General features: G+C 35.4%; 18 protein-coding genes. 1 reads left to right on the forward strand and 17 read right to left on the reverse strand.

Annotated features, from left to right (window positions below; genetic code table 11):
• Positions 1 to 224: 224 nt before the first annotated feature.
• The 8 genes from FXF36_RS14520 to FXF36_RS14555 all read right to left on the reverse strand — a co-directional run bounded on the left by FXF36_RS14520 (position 225) and on the right by FXF36_RS14555 (position 7,564).
• Positions 225 to 488, reverse strand: coding sequence for a hypothetical protein (locus tag FXF36_RS14520; protein ID WP_151625320.1), 264 nt, complete (start codon positions 486 to 488; stop codon positions 225 to 227).
• Between the two features lie 205 nt (positions 489 to 693).
• On the reverse strand, positions 694 to 1,014 hold the full coding sequence (locus FXF36_RS14525; protein ID WP_151625322.1) for a DMT family transporter: 321 nt from the start codon (positions 1,012 to 1,014) through the stop codon (positions 694 to 696).
• A 611-nt stretch (positions 1,015 to 1,625) separates the two neighbouring features.
• Entirely contained in the window at positions 1,626 to 1,973 is a 348-nt protein-coding gene (locus FXF36_RS14530) for a hypothetical protein (RefSeq protein ID WP_243143526.1), read from the reverse strand.
• The gene (locus FXF36_RS14535; protein ID WP_151625324.1) at positions 1,973 to 2,347 is read right to left on the reverse strand and encodes a hypothetical protein; all 375 of its coding nucleotides are present in this window, start codon (positions 2,345 to 2,347) and stop codon (positions 1,973 to 1,975) included. The genes FXF36_RS14530 and FXF36_RS14535 overlap by 1 nt, the downstream gene beginning before the upstream one ends.
• A gap of 20 nt (positions 2,348 to 2,367) precedes the next feature.
• Positions 2,368 to 2,592, reverse strand: a complete 225-nt coding sequence (locus FXF36_RS14540; protein WP_151625326.1) for a restriction endonuclease subunit S domain-containing protein — start codon at positions 2,590 to 2,592, stop codon at positions 2,368 to 2,370.
• On the reverse strand, positions 2,579 to 3,520 hold the full coding sequence (locus FXF36_RS14545; RefSeq protein WP_151625328.1) for a bacteriophage abortive infection AbiH family protein: 942 nt from the start codon (positions 3,518 to 3,520) through the stop codon (positions 2,579 to 2,581). Before FXF36_RS14545 ends, FXF36_RS14540 begins: the two co-directional genes overlap by 14 nt.
• Positions 3,521 to 3,585: 65 nt before the next feature.
• Complete coding sequence (locus FXF36_RS14550) at positions 3,586 to 6,681, reverse strand: type I restriction endonuclease subunit R (RefSeq protein ID WP_151625330.1); 3,096 nt, start codon at positions 6,679 to 6,681, stop codon at positions 3,586 to 3,588.
• 10 nt (positions 6,682 to 6,691) lie between these two features.
• Entirely contained in the window at positions 6,692 to 7,564 is an 873-nt protein-coding gene (locus FXF36_RS14555) for a hypothetical protein (RefSeq protein WP_151625332.1), read from the reverse strand.
• On the opposite strand from FXF36_RS14555, the gene FXF36_RS14560 reads away from it, so the two are divergent.
• Entirely contained in the window at positions 7,527 to 8,297 is a 771-nt protein-coding gene (locus tag FXF36_RS14560; protein ID WP_202880048.1) for a restriction endonuclease subunit S domain-containing protein, read from the forward strand. The genes FXF36_RS14555 and FXF36_RS14560 overlap by 38 nt on opposite strands.
• On the opposite strand, the gene FXF36_RS14565 is transcribed toward FXF36_RS14560, so the two are convergent.
• From FXF36_RS14565 to FXF36_RS14605, 9 genes are all read right to left on the reverse strand, one after another.
• Positions 8,294 to 8,836 (reverse strand): restriction endonuclease subunit S, encoded by a 543-nt coding sequence (locus tag FXF36_RS14565; RefSeq protein WP_167511407.1) that lies wholly within the window; start codon positions 8,834 to 8,836, stop codon positions 8,294 to 8,296. The two genes, FXF36_RS14560 and FXF36_RS14565, sit on opposite strands and share 4 nt — an antisense overlap.
• Before the next feature lie 11 nt (positions 8,837 to 8,847).
• On the reverse strand, positions 8,848 to 9,834 hold the full coding sequence (gene xerA / locus FXF36_RS14570) for a site-specific tyrosine recombinase/integron integrase (protein WP_151625336.1): 987 nt from the start codon (positions 9,832 to 9,834) through the stop codon (positions 8,848 to 8,850).
• Between the two features lie 79 nt (positions 9,835 to 9,913).
• The gene (locus FXF36_RS14575; RefSeq protein ID WP_151625339.1) at positions 9,914 to 11,008 is read right to left on the reverse strand and encodes a PDDEXK nuclease domain-containing protein; all 1,095 of its coding nucleotides are present in this window, start codon (positions 11,006 to 11,008) and stop codon (positions 9,914 to 9,916) included.
• Between the two features lie 44 nt (positions 11,009 to 11,052).
• On the reverse strand, positions 11,053 to 12,192 hold the full coding sequence (locus tag FXF36_RS14580) for a restriction endonuclease subunit S (RefSeq protein ID WP_151625341.1): 1,140 nt from the start codon (positions 12,190 to 12,192) through the stop codon (positions 11,053 to 11,055).
• A 65-nt stretch (positions 12,193 to 12,257) separates the two neighbouring features.
• Positions 12,258 to 12,623 carry a hypothetical protein gene (locus tag FXF36_RS14585; RefSeq protein ID WP_151625343.1) on the reverse strand — a complete coding sequence of 122 codons (366 nt, stop codon included), beginning with the start codon at positions 12,621 to 12,623 and terminating at the stop codon, positions 12,258 to 12,260.
• A gap of 9 nt (positions 12,624 to 12,632) precedes the next feature.
• A complete protein-coding gene (locus FXF36_RS14590) occupies positions 12,633 to 14,141 on the reverse strand; it encodes a type I restriction-modification system subunit M (protein WP_151625345.1) in 1,509 nt (502 codons plus the stop codon).
• Positions 14,142 to 14,186: 45 nt separating this feature from the next.
• Positions 14,187 to 14,399: a hypothetical protein gene (locus FXF36_RS14595; RefSeq protein ID WP_151625347.1), complete on the reverse strand. Its 213-nt coding sequence runs from the start codon at positions 14,397 to 14,399 to the stop codon at positions 14,187 to 14,189.
• 172 nt (positions 14,400 to 14,571) lie between these two features.
• Entirely contained in the window at positions 14,572 to 15,681 is a 1,110-nt protein-coding gene (locus FXF36_RS14600) for an HNH endonuclease domain-containing protein (protein ID WP_174819756.1), read from the reverse strand.
• Complete coding sequence (locus tag FXF36_RS14605; protein WP_243143527.1) at positions 15,681 to 15,980, reverse strand: nucleoside triphosphate pyrophosphohydrolase; 300 nt, start codon at positions 15,978 to 15,980, stop codon at positions 15,681 to 15,683. The genes FXF36_RS14600 and FXF36_RS14605 overlap by 1 nt, the downstream gene beginning before the upstream one ends.
• Between the last annotated feature and the right edge of the window lie 158 nt (positions 15,981 to 16,138).

Below are 16,138 nucleotides of genomic sequence, written 5' to 3' on the forward strand. Positions count from 1 at the left end.
GCCTAACAGCAACAACTGATTATTTTAGAAAGTGATCCTGCTGGCCTCGTAAAGCATCCCCCTACAGGACTGAGCCATAGGCCTATGAAGAAACCTATGGGCAGATATCGTACTATCCAGAGGAAGGACCATTTCATTCCGACATCTGCGTAATTATGAGCAAACAAAACCAAAATCTTGATATAAACTATTTATAATGTCCTGCCACAATAAGGGCATTCATTCTACAATCCCATCAAGGTTAGAATTACTGTTATCACTACATCGAAAAATAACAGAATCTTTAATTCTTCCCAAGTCTGTGACCAGCTTTTTCCTCCGCCACATCTCCTACTTGGAGTATAATATCTTTCTTTTTTCATTACCTGGTCATAAGTATCGCAATCATGCAAGAAACATTCCGCATGGTCTCTTTCAAAAGCATCAAGATGTCCATCGTGATTAGAATCAAACATTGAACTTCCGCCAAATCCTGAATCATCAAACATACTATAACCTCCTTGAAAAATTCAATAAGTGGTTGCCTTGTTCTTGATTATAAGATATCATATCCAACCGCGGTTTATCGGACAGCTCAAGGCCTTGATTATACTGACTTTTTTGTCATTAGTCTATTCAACTAATGATTTTGGTACCATTCCTACTAGTAGGCCCTCCCAGAGTGATCTTCTACCATATTGCTCCCTTTTATCCTCATTCCTTTGCAAGAATCTTAAGTCCTGCAATTCCAACTACAATAAGAATAACACATATGACCTGTGGAACCACCAGTTTTTCATGGAAAAGAAATACACCAAGCAGCGTCGTTCCAAGGATTCCCATTCCAGTCCACATGGCATAGGCGGTACCCAAAGGCAACTGTCTAAGTGCAATTGCTAAAAATACTGCACTGGCTATGTATCCTACTCCTGTGATAATAGATGGAATCAATACCGTAAATCCGTTAGACATTTTTATTGCCACAGCCCAGGTGATTTCCAACGCTCCGGCAATCAATAGATAAATCCACTTCATATAAAAACCTCCATATATTAAAATACGCCATTCCTCCACCTGCTAAGACCTAACGGTGAAGGAATGACGTGAATCCCACTACTCGGTAGCAATGGGCGTCTGTTTGTTTAATTGATGTGATGATAACACAATTAAAGGACTTTGTATATCTTGTACCATTCCTAGCAGGCCCTTCCAGGGCCAGGTCTGCCCAAGCTCCACAGACCTCTCGCTGACGCGAGCAAGGAAGGATTGTAATCGGCTTCGCTGATGGGAATCAACGTCAAGCTTCTCCAGTTTGTCCTCATACACTTTTCTTTCATATCGATGAACTGATATTTGATGCCACCCACGCTAGCTTGAAAGTGAGCCAGTTATAATTCCCCACAAAAAGTGCTGCAGAGAAATCCCTGCTGCAAATTTATAAAGCATCTCACATTTGTTCATAATATGGCTCAATTATTTTGTGAACACAAATAACGAAAGATGCCTCCAGCAAAATCAAGATTATTCCCTTAATTTTACCGGAAGCATGTTGTTTTGATTAGTATAAAATATTAAATATTGATAAGTACATCTTGTGTTCACGAAACCATATAAAAGAGAACTCAAATAAGTGAGCTCTCTTTTTATTATTTATTCCTATACTTCTTGGCCTTACTTTTAATCACTTTATTTTTTGTACCACGGTCATGTTCTCCTGGCGAAAGGAGTTCGACAATCTCAAAAGTCTTTTCTGCTTTGTTATATGTTAAATGAATTCGCCAGCCTTCAATTTTGTTTATATATGCTCTATATACGCCTTCAACACCAGTTACTTTATGAAGTTGAGATATTGGAAATTCCCTATGCTTATGACTATTCTCATCTTCTAATTCAGCTAAAACAGCAACCAAGTTTAACTTATTATCATCATTTAACTTATCATTAGATTCAAATATAACACCGTTCATATCTTTTAGCATTATTGTTTGTGCCACTATATATCATCCTCCTCACCATCGGAATCGTTTAACATCTTTTGATACAAGGATTCTTCTATTCCGCCTATTTTAGATATTAACTGGTCATGATTTCCAATGGCCATAACCGAAACTAATACCTGATCAAATATCACATCTTCATCTATAGTTACCAAAGCTCGAGTATCCCTATTTATTATTACAAAATAAAGGGAAATTGAATAAATTCCAAAGTGTCTATTACTTGCCTTGTGAACTTTGGGATGACGATGATTATTACAGTAATCACCAATTATGGTCTCAATTTTTCCCTTAATAGACACGCGTTCGCTCTTCTGCATCTTATTAATGGTTTTTTCTGCATCTTTTTTATAAGTATAAATAATATTCAAAATTATCTCCTGATTTCTAATTACTGGACTATACTATCGTCACTTGTCCATTTATAGGCAGTGGCAGTAAAAAAATCTATGTACTCTCTTAATTTTTCATTTTCCTTGAATAGTTCTTCCTTCTGCATATAAATATCAGCAACTCTCGCATTAAATAGTTCTAGAATGGCTTTAGGCGGTTTTATAATTTTCATTTCTTCTAATTCTGAAATACGTATGCCCTTAAATATACTACCACCTGCCACATTTTCTTACTTTGTATCCATAAGCTTTTATTTTTTCTATGTTATCTTTATTGTTTTTCCAATCATGTGAATTAAAATACCAACGTACCTTTTGTGGATTAATCCTAGTAGATATTTCTTCTATATAGCACATATCAACATCAGAAAAAGAAAAACCATAAGAGTATATTTTATTTATTTTAGTTAATGAATTGAAAAATTTCTGATTTCTTTTTATCGCGCCATAAGTATCTTTACGCATATAGTGAACAAGCGAATCAAATGCTTCATTTGCACCAAAGTAATCAGCGGGAACATGTATGGATTCTTCTTCTCCGTGACCAAATAGAATATACGATTGGTTATCCTTTGCAAATCCGTGAATATGGCAAATATTTTTAACTGGAATGTCATATAAATCTTCTAGGGTACTTGTATAATTAAAATTCAAAAATACTGCATCTTTAAATGAAGGCTTTCGAATCTTTTTTACATTAGAAAAATCTATTTTTGATAAATCTTCAAAAGCCCATTCTTCAAATAATTGTTTTAGTTGAATAAACCCATTTGTAATATCATTTGAAATATCTTCATTATTATATATGGCATCCCGTATGGCTTTGTCATCATCATTCCAATCAACATCATGAAAATACTGCTCATTTCGATCGAGAATACTACTTGCATATATAGTTCCCGCCGATGCTTCTAATTCAGACCAATCTGGCTTAGCACAATTATCCATAAGAGAAATGATAGAACCAACTAAAGCATCCATATCATACCCATTATCACCATCTGGCATCAAAGTGGACTCTATAAGACCATCATAATCGTAGTTATAGTCTGGATAATTATTAATAATATATCTGCGAAAATCAGTATATTTTGTTTTCAACTGATGACCATAACAATCAAACCCATTTCCAATAATAAATAAAGTTTTCATCAATTATTCTCAATAAACAAGTCTATCCTTCCAAAAGTATAGTTATAATCCATCACAATTTAATTCTAGATTTCTTTAATAAACTGATTCAAACGATTTGCATAGTTTGTAACTCGTTCATCTGATATCTCAGAATTATCAGTCCAAAGTTCACACTGAAGCATAACTGTTTGCACGGCATCATCCATACCTTCTGGCGGATATTTATGCTTTCGTAAGAGCTTCTTAATCATCATGCGCATCTTCGCTCTTGCTGAATCGCGCTTTTGCCAATCGATAGTTCTATTCTTTCTCAAGGCTTCAGTAAGTTCTTTAGTTATAGCAATTAGTTCTTCGTTTTCATAAAAGTCTTTTATTGCCTGTGGTTTCGTCAGTGCATCATAAAATGCAAGTTCATCCGCAGTAAGGCCTAACTTCTCTCCCTCTTTCTGGGCATTTTGAATCTGCTTAGCCAGCTGCAGTAACTCTTCAATAACCTGCTCATTTGTAAGCATGCCATTTAAATATCTATTCATAGCTTGCTGAATTATTTCACTGAATTTCTCAGATTTAACAACATTTGTACGCTTATACACTATAACTTGTTCAGAAATTAGCTTTCTAAGCAATTCAACGGCCACATTTTTTTCTTTCATCTTGGCAACTTCTTCTAGGAATTTAGGGTCAAACAACGAAAACTCCCCATTTACATCAGAAAAAAGATTTATTACTCCTGTGCTCTTAATACTCTGCTCAAGTAAAGCATTGATTCGAGCATTCATCTCCGGTAAAGAAATCTTTGGTCCTTCTCCCTTATTAATAAGACGCATAACCAGTACTCTTACAGATTCAAAGAAGGCTGCTTCAATTCTTAGTTCTTCTTCTACAATTGATGAACAAAGCGACAAAGCCTGGTGAAGCATAAGTGCCTCTTTCAAAAATGTTTCTCTATCGCTCTCTTTCTTAGGTGAAACAATATAATTGACCGCACCACTTATTGCTTTCGATCTCTCTAAATCTGTTCCCGTTACAAATTTAGAATAGTCAAATCCGTAAAACAAATCTCTACATACCGACATTTTTTCCAAAAACTTAGGATATGCAACTTTTTCTACATCTGTATCACCGTAGTTCTTCTTGTCGCGTGATGTATAGTCATTCATAGCAGCCTTTAAAGCAGAAACTATACCAACATAGTCAACAATAAGACCGCCTTCTTTATCCTTAAATACTCTATTAACACGTGCGATTGCCTGCATCAAGTTATAGCCTTCCATTGGCTTATATATGTACATTGTCGCCAAAGATGGTACGTCGAATCCAGTAAGCCACATATCAACAACTATAGCTATCTTAAGCGGACTTTCATTATCCTTGAACTGAGTTGCTAATTCATCCCTGTGCCGCTTGTTCCCTATAATTTCCTTCCAATCCTCTGGATCTTTGTTACTATCTGTCATAACTACAGCAACCTTCTCAGTCCAAGACGGTCTTTTCTTTAATATCTGTCTATATATCTTTAATGCAATTGCTCTAGAATATGCGACAATCATCGCTTTACCAGTTAGTAAGTTCTCACGATTGTTTTCATAATGTTCAAGAATATCATCAACTAACGAAGCAATAGTCTCTTCATTACCAAGAATAGCTTCCATCTGTCCCAACTCATGTTTACTCTTTTCAATGACTTCTGGATCTGCATTATTAGCCATAATATCGTATTCTGTATCAATCAGATTCAAAGTGTCTTGATCTAATTTGAGCTTGATTACACGACTTTCATAATAAACAGGACGAGTAGCTCCATCTTCTACCGCTTGAGTCATATCATATACATCGATATAATCCCCAAAAACTTCTCTAGTACTTCTATCTTTCTTGGAAATAGGTGTACCAGTGAATCCTATATATGTAGCATTCGGTAAACTATTTCTAATAACTCTTGCCGTACCAATTTTAATCTTACCAGTCTTAGCATCAACCTTTTCACTTAAACCGTACTGACCACGATGTGCTTCATCTGCCATTACAACAATGTTTCTTCGTTCTGAAAGAGGTTCATCAGATTCTTCAAACTTTTGCATTGTGGTAAAAATAATTCCATTCGCCTGACGACCGTCCAGGAGAGATTTTAAATGTTCTCTACTCTCAGCCTGAACAGGTTCTTGACGCAAGAAATCTTTACACTTAGCAAACTGACCATAGAGCTGATCATCCAAGTCATTTCTATCTGTGATTACAACGATAGTAGGGCTCTCTAATGCATCCTGCAGTAAATGAGCATAAAAAACCATAGATAAGGATTTACCACTACCTTGTGTATGCCAGAAAACACCGCCCTTACCATCTGTCTCTGTTGCATGTTTAGTAGATAGTACAGCTTTATTTACAGCAAAATACTGATGATAACCGGCTAAAATCTTTGCTTTCTTTATTCCATCACTCGAAAAACATATGAAATTCTTTATAATATCTAAGAATCTTTCTTTCTCAAAAATACCCTCAAAGAAAGTATCAAACTGAGCATACTGTGTATTCTCATAATTGCCATCTTTAGTTTTCCATTCCATAAATCTGTCTTCACCAGATGTTATGGTGCCTGCCTTAGATGTGAGATGATCACTCATGACACATATACAATTGTATATAAACATGGATGGAATTTCATGAATATAATTACGAATCTGAAGAAAAGCTTCAGATGCATCTGTCTCCTCACGAGAAGGTGACTTTAACTCAACTAAGACAACTGGAAGACCATTTAAGAACAATAAAACATCAGGGCGTTTATTGCTGTTTTCAATAAACGTCCACTGATTAGCAACAATAAAAGAATTGTTGGCGGCATTATTATAATCAACAAGATAGACTAATCCTGAGCGCTCTTCACCTTTAATTGTATATCTTACTTCTACCCCGTGCTGAAGATAATCCATAAACAACTCATTCTTCTGAACAAGTTCAGCATTCTCGAAATTTTTAAGTTTAAACAAAGCATCATTAATCGCATCCGATGGCATATCTGGATTAATCCTATTTAATGCATCCACTAATTCTGGTTCATAAATTGGACTGTTAAAATCTCTTTCCACATCAGGACCATATAAATATCTGTAGCCCATGTTTTGAAAAAGCTCAATTATTGAATTCTCGTAATCAGCTTCTGTGTAAAATGCTGTCATATTTCCCCACCTATTTTTTCTCGCTTAATTCACAAACAAATTCTAATACACTTAACGCATTAAATAACTGAATGCATTCATATTTTTCAATCTTCCTAGTACTTCTCCCATGAAGCAACCAATTTCTATTAATATACGGAGGTTCTATACCATTCTCAAATTTATAATCACCATCAACAAACAATCTATTTAGAAACGATATCAATGAAGGATACATTTGCAAAAATAAAAAACGCTTTACAATATGTCCTGACACATTTTTAAAATGTTTGTTTAGCTGTATTTCAAATCCTTTTTCAGAAAACATCTTGTTATATTTTTTATAATCACCAAAGTTAATTAAACTCTTACAACGTTGTTCAATTAAGCCAACTAAATACATTGCAGAGGACATATAATCTTCTTTAATATAAAAATCATATGATTTACCAAAATAGATCTTATCTGCACCATTAATATATTTTTTGCTCAAATTATCTATAATACTTGTAAACACATATAGATAATCCCCTTCGAAATACTCAACTATTTTTTCGGGTGCTTTAACTTTTAATAATGTATTCCACTCAGAAACTTCTCTAGGATTTCCATATTCAGTGACAACCCAACCATTTCTACCCAAATTTTCACTATCTGCTTTTTCATTTAAATACTTTTCTTCAAATTCTAGCTGTGATAGTCCTGCATCCTCTTTGGCTTTATATAAATATTCATCAATTTGCTCTTGGAGAAAATCTAATTTGATTTCTTTAGCAATCAAATTACTCGCGTCTATCAGTGGTTGAAGCACTATTGTAAGTTTATCAATAATTTCTTTGGTTTCCTGCGTTTTGGTAATACTTAAAATGTTATCATTTAATATTTGTATATCACTTTTTCCCATATTTCCCCCTATTCTTATAAACGATAATTTAGCTGAGCAAATACATACTTTATGCAACGCATGGCTTAACGATTATGCCCCTTTTGGAGGAGCATGCCCCAACGATTGGAAATTAACTCCATTATCATCGTTTGCTCAATTCATAAGCGGTTACTCATATAAAGGTGCCGAACTTCAAGATTCATCAATTGCAATGGCAACTATTAAAAACTTTGACCGCAAAGGTGGTTTCAAACTTGATGGTTATAAAGAAATTGTTCCATCAAGTAAGCTTAAACCAGAGCACCACGCTACTTTATTTGATACACTTGTTGCTCATACAGACCTCACTCAAAATGCTGAAGTAATTGGTAATGCAGAACCTGTACTAAGTCTCTCTGGTTACCAAGACATCATATTTTCTATGGATGTTGTTAAGGTATTGCCGAAGCATCCGCAGGTATCACAGTTTTTAATCGCAGCCTTGTTACAAACTCAGCAATTCAAGAGTCATTGTCTTGGCTATGTAAATGGGACTACTGTTTTGCACTTAAGTAAAAAAGCATTGCCTGAATATTCATTAATGATGCCGAAGGACTTTTCTATATTAAAACCCTTAGATGATGCCGTTTCGGTTTTGTATCAGAAAATGGCATCAATCATTGAAGAGAATGTACAGCTTGCCAAACTTCGTGATTCTTTATTACCAAAGTTCATGTCTGGTGAGATTAACGTTTCAGACCTTGACATTTAGACCGCTAAATTATCGTTTATCTGCGTGTTAATTTTTATTTTACTATCTATATTTGATAGCAATTCTACAGCACATTTTATATAACATTCGTCATAAAACGGAATCGGCATTGCTTCGAGAGATTTAATATTTAACGTTGGTTGTACAGTTGTATTTAGATTAGTGTTTATATAATTTTGCCCTTGGTTTGAATCTATAAAATACTTTACCCATAATGCCTTAGTCATATCTGGTATATCTACTAACGCTGTTGCCCTCACCAAATTACACCCCTCGAAGCTTTTGGGAACAATTGCAGTTTTTCCAACTGTCCCTACAACACTAACAATTAGTTCGCCCCCATGAAGCGAAGTCCTCGAATACTTCTCAGCAATTTCTTTTGTTGTTGTATCAAGTTCACTTAAAGAATTTAAACCAGCTATAACATTAAATACCTTTACTATCGGAACTCCACCTACAACACTTGCTCCTGGTTGTACAATTCCATATCCAATTTTTCTATTTACCAATGATGATAAAGTTCTATAATCTGCCTTCATTTGTCTCCTATTCATCCTATATACTTTTTATGTGCTAGTTTAACATTACTCTGTTTAACCATTGCGTACTGCAAAGTCGTATCAATTCTCTGATGCCCAAGCAATCTTTGTAATTGCTCAATCGGCATTCCTTTATCAATAGCCATTGTAGCAAGTGTCCGCCGGAATTTGTGCGGGTGCACTTTGAAAATATTTAGACGCTTCCCCATTTCACTGAGTCGATGCTCAATGCCACCAATTTGAATCCGCTTATATGGTGCTCTTAACGTTACGAACAAAGCAGGATCATCATCTACTCTGTTTTTCAAATATTCTTGTAAATGTATTTTTGTCCTGGCATCAAAGTAGACTATTCTTTCCTTACCGCCTTTGCCAAGAACAATACATTCGCGCTCGTTAAAATTTATGTCTTTACGATTCAGCAAAACCATTTCTCCTATACGCATACCTGTTGACACAAGCATATCTACAATTGCCAAATCCCTTAACTCTCCGCAGTTATCACGCATCAATTCAAGTTCTTCGTCTGTATAAGTTTCCTTTATATTACTTACAGTCTTAACTTTATGAATACGCCTAACAGGGCTCTTGATAATGTAATCTTCATCCTCCAACCACGCAAAAAAACTTGATAATATTCTTCGTATGTTATCAATAGTCACCTTACTTGAGCCATTTTGTATCTGATAATCTGTAAGATATTTTCTCAAATCTTCTGTTTGAATAATTCTGACATCTTTCTCCAATCCGCAAATCATGGTTTCAATTGTTGCCAAATAATATTTCAGCGTCTTTTCAGAACAACCTTCTACTCTTTTCGCTGAAATAAATTTTTCTACCAATTCCTGGCTATCATTTTCTGAGTTGCCACCATTAATAAGTTCCACATCATATCTTTGAAGAACTTGATTTAAATTTTTTTGCAAATTTACCAATTGCTTGTTATCAAGGTATGGCAACATTCTCTGAACTACTTCAGAAATTAATTCATCTCTCATATCGTTACTCCTTATATATGTAAGAACGATACGGGCGGCAGTTCCGTATATTTACTCCCGCCGCCTATGAGAGTTTTATTTACTCTTTTTCTTCATCTTTTTTCTGCAAGTAATAAAATTCTTTCTGAGTCTCAATCTCAGCTCTTAACTCCTCTTCTGTCGGAAGATATAATTTATACTTTGAAGCAAATAATTGCTCGTTCTCATGAAGCACAGAGTATTTTGCTATGTCCTCATCGGTGTCTGTACATAGGACAATCCCTAAAGTTGGATTATCATCTGATGCTTTTTTTAGCTCATCATACATGCGGATATACATATCCATCTGCCCAACATCTTGATGTGTAATCTTCTTTGTTTTTAAATCAATAAGAACAAAACACTTTAATATGTAATTGTAAAAAACAAGATCGATATAATAGTCTTCCTTTTCTGTATGAATGTGCTGTTGTCTTGCAACAAATGCATAACCCTTCCCTAACTCCATTAGGAATTTCTGCAAATTATCAATAATACTTTGCTCCAAGTCTGATTCAAGATAAGATGTATCTTGTTGCATCCCTAAGAATTCTGCAATAACAGGATTTTTTATAAATTCCAACTTATTCTGATAAGACGATGTCAATTCTTTCATCTCATCTTCAACAGCCTGCTTATCCTGTGATTTTAAAATTCTATAATAATACTGAGAAGAAACATTTCTTTGCAACGTTGTTGTGCTCCAAACTTGCTCATAAGCTTCTTTTTCGTACCATTGTCTAGCTGCTGTATCTTCTACCTGTGTTAATATTCTATAATGTGTCCATGAAAGCAAGCCCAATTGTGAACGAGCCTCGTTCATTTTTTCATTTGGTATCAATTGTGAACGAGCCTCGTTCACAATCTTTGGAAACATACGGTACACTTTTAAGCACTGATACAGTATTCGTTTTGAATACCCTTTTCCATAAATACCAGTCAGTTCCATTGATAATTTATCAACGACCTCAGCTCCATATTTTGCCCTGTCTTTTCCTTCAAGCACCTCTTCATCGATACGTTTCCCTATATACCAATTTCTAAGGACTAATGTAGTATCAACAGTCTGATATGCAAAATGTTTAGCTTCATCAATAATAGTGCATATGTCCTTAACCAGATTGTTTGTATTTTCATATTTAATGATTGTATTCATTTCATAAGTCCTTTCTTGGTTAATATAAACGATAATTTAGTGGCCTAAAGATTGAGTTCAGAGACATCTAGCTCTCCGGACATCAATTTAGGTAATATAGAGTCTCTTGTGTTTCCAAGAACCGCATTTTCATACTGATTATTTATGATAAGTTCAAACATCTGTGATGTGGATTTATTAAACTCATCTATTACTTCAGTAGAAGGAATTACACACGGGATACTCATGATGTCAGAAGCACTAATGTTAGGTTGAGCGCTTCCTTGACCGCGGTTGATCACTTCCGATACTATTTCTGGTTGTTTAAGCGTACAATAAATAAAAGGCAGTCTAGATATTGGATTATCTCCAAGGAAAAACTTTCCAACACGCTGATTTACCAAAATTGTCTCGGACACCTTAGGAACCATTGTAAATTTACCAATTGTTGCGCCAGTCATAGCAATAAGTAGATCACCGCCACCTACTATAAAATCATTAGCAAGTGATATTTTATCCTCTGATACATATGAGCAATCAGACAAGTTCAAACAGTCTTGGTTTATGGATCCAATCTTTATGACAGGAACTCCTGAATCTTGCCACCATTTACTTTTAAAAGCGAAGCCAGACTTGATACTGCAGTAGTCACCTATACATCCATCTTTGCTTCTACTACCAATCATTTCTGAATAAATACAAAGAGATTGCTGAAGTAAATTATCGTTTACAGTTTCATTTACCTGTATTTTTCTATCAAATAATGAAAGAATTTTAGCGATTCTTTTTTGAGTTATAGGATTTTTATGAATTACTATTTCCTGTTTTCTAATCATTGGTGCAGTAATTTGTGGTTGAGCAGAACCAGTTCCACTAAAAGAAATATTTTTTAAAACATAGTATAAATACTTCGCGTCTACAATATTTCTATTAGGAACTAGCGATAGAAGTCTTACTATTGGTAAAAAAGGTTCTTCTCGATAACATACCATTCCGACATTTACGCCTCTCGCAGAAATCGTAACGGAATCCCCTTCTACCCTTGCCTTGTCGGTATATCCATATAACCCATCATTATCCATTCCATTTGAATATATAGGAACCATAGTTTTCTCGGTTTTTACCTCGGATACTATATCCGGTCGATCTCCGCCTGCAGAAACTGTTGCTATATCCTCAATCAAATATGTTACTTTTTCCATCATTCACCTTCCACCTGTATAATAAAATATGGACTCATACTACTCTTTGAGACCTCTGCTAATGGTCTTTAAGATGATTTTACTTTACACACACTCAAAACATTACTTGAAGCGTTTTCAAAACGTATCACTTTAAACCAAGTTTTAAAATTACCGGCATTATGTCTATAGTATTCTGGTATTTTTTCCTTATCAGGTATCTCATGTTGAATCTTTTCTATATATGCCCAATATCTCCCCGTTTTTCCACTATGAATCAATAATATTTTAGGAATATTATTATTCATAATTTCATCTATTACTTTCTGGGAAACAGCTGATCCAAGCTTTCCATACCAGACATATCCATACTTTTCTATCAATTCACTATGTGCAGCAATCGTCCCCATATCTGGTGCAAAATTATCTGCAAATCTTAATGCAATTGTATTCATTTCATACCTCTATAAATCAAAGCCAATAGCCCCCAACTTTCGTCTAATCTCATCTTCGAGCTCGTGAGATTTTGCAAACATCTCCGAAAGTTCCGATGTTAATCTATCCATTTTTTCTTCAAATGGCTCGCCATCTTCTTCTTGCTCTTCAATACCTACATATCTACCTGGAGTAAGAATATAATCCTGCTTCTCAATCTCCTCTGTAGTTGCGACCTTACAGAAACCTTTAACATCTTCAAGTGTTCCATTTTGGAAAGCTTCAAATGTATCCGCAAGCTTCTGGATATCTTCATCATCAAAATCACGATGCTTACGATCAACCATATGGCCCATATTTCTGGCATCTATAAACAGCGTTTTTCCCTTCTGCTGTTTATTTTTAGAAATAAACCAAAGTGTTACCGGAATAGTAACGCTATAGAATAACTGAGTAGGCATTGCAATGATACCTTCAATCAGATCGTCTTCAATAATATTTTTTCTAATCTCTCCTTCACCACTTGTCTGTGTAGATAAAGCTCCATTTGCAAGTACCAAACCAATTTTTCCATTCGGTGCCAAGTGATGAATCATGTGCTGAATCCATGCATAGTTGGCATTTCCTGCTGGTGGTAATCCATATTTCCATCTAACATCATCTGTAAGCTTTTCCTGATTCCATGGATGATAGTTAAAAGGTGGATTAGCAAGAATGAAATCTGCCTTAAGTGTAGGATGTAAATCATTAGTAAATGTATCAGCCTGATAAGGTCCAAAGTCTGCATCAATACCACGGATAGCCATATTAATCTTTGCCATTTTCCATGTATCTGCATTTGCTTCCTGACCATATACAGAGATAGATCCTCTGTTTCCAGAATGAGCTTCAATAAACTTTGCACTCTGAACAAACATACCACCTGATCCACAACAGCAATCATATACACGACAGTTTTCAAAAGGTCTAAGAATAGAAACTAATGTCTTAACCACGCTTGATGGCGTATAGAATTCTCCACCACCTACGCCTTCCTTCTCTGCAAACTGCGCGATACAGTATTCATAAGTACGTCCAAGAAGATCTTCACTTGCCTCAGTGTCACTCATATCAATATTGTTAGTAAATATATCTACGACTTCGCCAAGGACTCTCTTATCAAGATCTGGACTCGCATAGTTCTTAGGTAATACATTCTTGAGGACTTTATTATCTGCTTCGATTGCTCGCATAGCATTATCAATTACTGTTCCAATCTCTGGTGTATGAGCAGCTGAAGCGATTGTACTCCATCTTGCTTCTTCCGGAACAAAGAAGACGTTTTCCATAGTATATGCATCAATATCATCTTCAAATCCATCTCCTTCATCGACAAGCTCCTGATATCTCTTATCAAAAGCTGCAGAAATGTATCTAAGGAAAATAAGGCCAATAATAACCTTTCTATATTCTGCTGCGGGGATATGTCCCCATAACACACATGCGGCATCCCACAGTTGTTTCTCAAATCCAATATTTGCATTTGTCTTATCTGCCATTATTTTGTTTCCTCCATATCAATTAATAACTAGTTTACCAAATAATTAGTCTATGTTAGTCTGTTTCAAAAGCATTTTCAAATAAAGAATAGCTAATTTGTTAAGCTTTTCAAGAACAAAGGTAGCATCAACTCTCAAACATTCATAAGTGCATCCTACCAATGGAATCAACGATGAAATAGCAAGAAACAAAGCCTCTTCATGTCCAGTATCTCTTGCTCTCATGTCTATACCATGATGTGTTGTTCCAATATTCATTCTATTACCAAAACATGATGCATGCGTAGCGAGACAAGCGAGTTCATATTCAGTATGCATATTGTTATAGGTAATATTTGAGATTCAATAGTTGTTAGCAGTTCTTTGACTTCATCTAATCTATATTTTTCTGTTATGGTTTGCGACATCACTTTATATCTATCCATCTTTATTAATTATACCTCCACTCCCCAAACCCGCAGTTCTGAGCAGACTTATAAACCGGAAGTACCACTGCCTCCAGTTCCCTTTCAAATCGTTCGTATTCAATATCAGATTCGTATATACGATATCTTAATCTATCATCATTGAAATGTTTCTTTGCGCATTTCTCAAACTCTTTATGCACCACATCATACTCACGCATCATTCTGTACGACTGATACTCTAGCATTGCCAAGCGTTTAAAATAGGTATTCCAGTCTGGCAGATTATTGCTCTTCGAACTATTGATGCTTTTCGTGGTAGGATTCAGGTTCCACATCTCATCATGTGCCACGTACGACCATGGCACAAAATGATCTATAGAAATATCCTTTGAAGTAAGAATGTTCTCGCCATAAATCTCCTTCACTGGCTCTGGAGAAACCGTCAAAATCAGCTTCCAGTATTTCTTAACATCATCCAGCTTTCTTTCCTGCGGTGGATATAGTTTGTCTGCTATGCCAGGCACGTTTGGATTTCTTCTTTGCAGATAGAGAATCATATTATACTCTAGCCAGCCTCGTATTATCTCTTGATTTTTCACGAAATAATTAGCCCAGTCATCCCTCACAATGATTCGTGATGACAGGCCATTAAGCCCCAAGAAGTAATACATAATGTGACTGTGATTATTAATATTTTCCACAAGATTATCTTTTGGAACATCCCAGGCCTTGCCTTTTATTCCTGGCATAAAAGGAGCCTGAAGGCGATAAGGTACATTGAGTATCAATGTCCTCTTCTTTGAAATGATTTCTTTATCTTTTGTTTCTGATAGATACGCTAAAAGGTCGGACTTTTTGATGCTGGATTTAAAGCTAGGATTTTTCTTTTGGATGAGCTTTACAACATCCTCCAGAGTATCCTTTGGCCCTAGGTTCAGACAGTACTCTGTAACCATATACCAAGCATTCGCAATCATATCATCCACAAGCTCTTCGAATGATATTTCATTGGTGCCAGCAATTACCTTTTCAAGAATCGCCTTAAACCAGAAAAATTTGTAGCACTCGCTGGTATTATCAAAAAGTCTACTAAGATATTCTATATGAAGTTCATCAGAATAAGGCAGAACCATCAGCGATTACCCTCCCAATAGATACGATCTTTAAAAGCGCCTCTAGCTTCGCACTTCTCTTTACGAACCCTTTCTAGCTCCTCTAAAGAATAGCCTCTAGCTACACATATAGCATTTAGTACCTCTAGTACATCGGCCATCTCCTCTATAGATTTGTCCGCCTGGTATTCTGCCACTTCCTCATTAAGTTTTATATCTAATTCCTTTAAATATTCCTCAGTGGATAAAGTCCTAATTATTGGGCGCTTCCCATCGTCCTTAATTATCTGAGGAATCTTGTCCCTTACTAATTTTCCCAATATATTTTCCCCTGTGAATTTATTGAGCAAAACGCTAGTAAAATTATAGCATAAAAGCTGGATTTATGCGGCTTATTTTATTCGTCCTCATTCTGTAACTGACTACCCAATCTAACTTTACCCATGATTTTGTCCTCCTGAATAATTATTTCTTTGAC

It is taken from the genome of Pseudobutyrivibrio xylanivorans (assembly GCF_008935055.1).
GTDB classification, from domain to species: domain Bacteria; phylum Bacillota; class Clostridia; order Lachnospirales; family Lachnospiraceae; genus Pseudobutyrivibrio; species Pseudobutyrivibrio xylanivorans_A.